Origin of the sequence: Candidatus Brocadia sapporoensis (assembly GCF_001753675.2) — a bacterium.
GTDB lineage: Bacteria > Planctomycetota > Brocadiia > Brocadiales > Brocadiaceae > Brocadia > Brocadia sapporoensis.
The window spans coordinates 1-3,893 of record NZ_MJUW02000016.1 but is presented as its reverse complement, the minus strand read 5'-3'; the positions used below and the strand labels follow the sequence as shown (position 1 = coordinate 3,893).

Below are 3,893 nucleotides of genomic sequence, written 5' to 3'. Positions count from 1 at the left end.
AGATACAATTTTCTGCAAAGGCCAACGGCAAAAGCGTTTCGCAGGTGGTGAAGGATTTATTGAATGCCTTCAATCCTGACACGCTGGAAGATTTACGTGCGAAGGTAGAACAGGAAAATTCTGGAGCAGCGCCCGCTGAGAAGAAAGCTAAATTTAATCGTCTGAAAACTGAACTGCAGAACAACGCAGCTAAGGTATTTACCGGTGAGTTGAATGAATACATTGAAAACGTCCGCAAGGCACATGAACAGAAGATTGATATGCAGAATCCCGATACCGTAATCAACGTGGGTTGGGACAGCGACAACAAGACAAAGGCGGAAACCCTGGTGCGGGATTTTAAGACGTGGATAGAGCAGCACAAGGATGAGATCATTGCCTTGCAGATTTTTTACGCGCAGCCCTATCGCAGGCGGGAGCTCACCTACGCCATGATAAAAGGGGTGCTGGAAAGATTAAAGGCAGAGAAGCCTGTGCTTGCACCCATACAGGTGTGGCGTGCCTATGAGCAACTGGAAAAGGCAAACGGCTCACCGAGGAATGAACTGATTGCATTGGTCTCCTTGATCCGTAAAGTTTTAGGTGTGGATAAGACGCTGACAGCTTACGACAAAACCGTGGACAAAAACTTCCAAAACTGGGTGTTTAAGAAACAGGCGGGTGCATTGAAGTTTACGGAAGAACAGATGCGATGGTTGCGGATGATAAAAGACCACATCGCCACCAGTATCCATCTGGATGCCGATGACCTGGACTACACACCCTTTGATGCCGCAGGCGGCAAGGGGAAGATGTTTCAGCTCTTTGGCGACAAGATGGATGAGATTATAAACGAACTCAACGAGGCATTGGCGGCATAAGATGACTGACAGAAATCCCGTAGCGTGATTTGTGTTTGTAACCAGCAACCAATAGTTTGTCTGCCAGCAACGTCGGAAATTCAAGACGGATTAAATGCAGAGCTGGCAGTACAATCCCGAAGGGATGTTATGATTATAGCAATGCAATAGGAAACCGTATTTGAATCCCGGCGAGATGACACAAATAATTTCACCCCTTCAGGGTTTATATGGTGGTGATTTGTTTTCTATAATCATTACACACCTTCGGTGTTTCGCTCAAAAAAGGCGTGGTATGCATTTGATCTATAGTAAACGTATTAAATAAGTATACATGCAAGTGTCATTGCGCGGGCGATAGCCCAAAGCAATCTCCAATGATTAGATTGCTTCGCTTCACTCGCAATGACAACTTTTTATTGCGTTCATTATAACTTCACCCAAGAGATTGTAGTAAGATCGAAATATGCTCTAGGAGGTGCCATCAGGTGCACACCCAGTAAAGAAAATTCAGCAGTCAAGCCCGAAGGGCTGAAATTTTTATAGTAAGCGAAAAAAGGAATTAATAAACCCTGAAAGGGTGATATAAAGATGATTGATAAAAACAAAATACCGGCAAGCTGGGAAGTGGTGAAGCTGGGGGAGGTGTGTGAAATTTTTCAGGGGTATGGCTTTCCAATCTTTATGCAAGGGAAATCAAAAGGGAAAATTCCATTCTATAAAGTCGGAGATATTTCAAGAAATGTTCAAGCAGGTAATCAATATTTAGAATTTTGTGAAAATTATATTGACGATGAAGAATTGCAAAAACTAAAGGCAAAGCCTTACCCTAAGAACACAATAGTTTTTGCGAAGATTGGAGAAGCATTAAAATTAAACAGAAGAGTACTAACAAAACATTCCTGCATTGTAGACAACAATGCTGTTGGTTTGAAAGCCACTGAAATAATTTGTTCTGACTTGTTTCTTTTCTTTTTTCTAAAGCGAATTAAACTTGAAAAATATTCAAGAGCTACAACAGTTCCTTCGGTAAGGAAATCAGATATTGAAGAACTTGAAATCCCTCTCCCCCCTCTCCCCGAACAGCATCGCATCGTTTCCAAAATAGAGGAGATCTTCAGCGAATTAGACAAAGGCATTGAAAGTTTAAAAACCGCCCAGCAGCAACTCAAAATCTACCGCCAAGCCGTGTTAAAGTGGGCGTTTGAAGGAAGGTTGACGCATGAAAATGTAAAAGATGGCGAATTGCCGGAGGGGTGGAAGTGGGTGAAGTTGGGAGATAAAGGAAAATTGGTTTCTGGTCAACATATTCTAGAAAAAGATTATAACTTTTCCAAAGATGGAATACCTTATTTTACTGGCCCAGCTGACTTTGGAAATTGTTTCCCTTCAGTTTCAAAATGGACAATATATCCAAAAGCAATTGCAAAAAAGAATGATGTTCTAATTACAGTAAAAGGTGCCGGAGTTGGAAAAATAAACTTGATGAATATTGAAGAAGCAGCAATCAGTCGCCAGTTAATGGCGTTCTCTTCTTTGGAAATCGATATCAAATACATTTATCATTTTCTTGCCTCACGATTTCACGACTTTCAAAGACTGGGATTAGGCTCCACAGTCCCAGGAATTGATCGAGATACAATATTGAATTATCAAATTCCACTTTGTAAGTTAGAAGAACAAACCAAAATCGTTTCAGAAATAGAAACCCGCCTTTCTGTATGCGACAAATTAGAAGAAACCATAACAACCGCCTTGCAACAAAGCGAGTCCCTACGGCAGGGCATTTTGAAAAAGGCATTTGAAGGAAGGTTCGTTGAGCAAGACCCCAAAGACGAATCGGCATCAAAACTCCTGGAGAGGATAAATGCAAAGAGGGATGAGACGACGAATGAGACGCGGAAGAAAATAATCCCGAAGGGATGACATGATTATAGGAAAAAAAACCGCAACACCAAATTCAACCCCGAAGGGGTGAAATACAATGGCAACAACGAAAATATGCCACCCCCTTCGGGGTTAGAATACTCGAGTAATGATATATGCTATAATAATAACATCCCTTCGGGATTAAAAATACTATCGTTTAAAGAACGCATAGTTGTCTTTCAATATGCGATAAATTGGAAGAAACCATAACAACCGCCTTGCAACAAAACGAGGCCCTGCGGCAGGGCATTTTGAAAAAGGCATTTGAAGGAAGGTTCGTTGAGCAAGACCCCAAAGACGAATCGGCATCAAAACTCCTGGAGAGGATAAATGCAAAGAGGGATGAGACGACGAATGAGACGCGGAAGAAAATAATCCCGAAGGGATGACATGATTATAGGAAAAAAAACCGCAACACCAAATTCAACCCCGAAGGGGTGAAATACAATGGCAACAACGAAAATATGCCACCCCCTTCGGGGTTAGAATACTCGAGTAATGATATATGCTATAATAATAACATCCCTTCGGGATTAAAAATACTATCGTTTAAAGAACGCATAGTTGTCTTTCCGTATGCGACAAATTAGAAGAAACCATAACAACCGCCTTGCAGCAAGGCGAGGCCCTGCGGCAGAGTATTTTGAAAAAGGCATTTGAAGGAAGGCTGATTGAGCAAAACCCAAAAGACGAACTGGCATCAAAACTCCTGGAGAGGATAAAAGCAGAGAAAGCTGCGGAGCAGCTGTATAATTACAGACTATAACGAAGAATCTGTCGTGGAAAAAGAAAATCCCAAAGGGATGACATGATTATAGAAAAAAGCCGTGATATGTAATTTAACCCCGAAGGGGTGATATATAACGGCAATATACCACTCCTTCGGAATTAATAATAATTGCGTACCGATGTGCTATAATAATTACACCCCTTTGGGGGTTAAGAACCATTGGCTGAATAATAAAATCCCGAAGGAATGATATAATTATAGAGGGAATACTATGGCAGGCACATTTTCACAAGTTTACATTCAGGTTGTCTTCACAGTAAAAGGATGGGAAAATCTCATTCGTAAGGAATGGAAAGATGAATTGTATAAATACATTGCCGGAGTCATCAAAGGCA

3 protein-coding genes and 2 pseudogenes are annotated in these 3,893 nt (G+C 41.3%); all 5 read left to right on the top strand.

Annotation, left to right across the window (positions count from 1 at the left end):
• A partial coding sequence (locus BIY37_RS00365; protein ID WP_201789358.1) for a type I restriction-modification enzyme R subunit C-terminal domain-containing protein occupies positions 1-860 on the top strand: 860 nt, incomplete at its 5' end.
• A gap of 570 nt (positions 861-1,430) precedes the next feature.
• On the top strand, positions 1,431-2,765 hold the full coding sequence (locus BIY37_RS00360; protein ID WP_070065866.1) for a restriction endonuclease subunit S: 1,335 nt from the start codon (positions 1,431-1,433) through the stop codon (positions 2,763-2,765).
• A 197-nt stretch (positions 2,766-2,962) separates the two neighbouring features.
• Positions 2,963-3,157, top strand: coding sequence for a hypothetical protein (locus BIY37_RS00355; protein WP_070065865.1), 195 nt, complete (start codon positions 2,963-2,965; stop codon positions 3,155-3,157).
• Positions 3,158-3,330: 173 nt separating this feature from the next.
• Positions 3,331-3,501, top strand: a pseudogene (locus BIY37_RS14185) (restriction endonuclease subunit S); the annotation flags it as partial.
• 268 nt (positions 3,502-3,769) lie between these two features.
• Positions 3,770-3,893: pseudogene (locus BIY37_RS14180) on the top strand (IS200/IS605 family transposase); the annotation flags it as partial.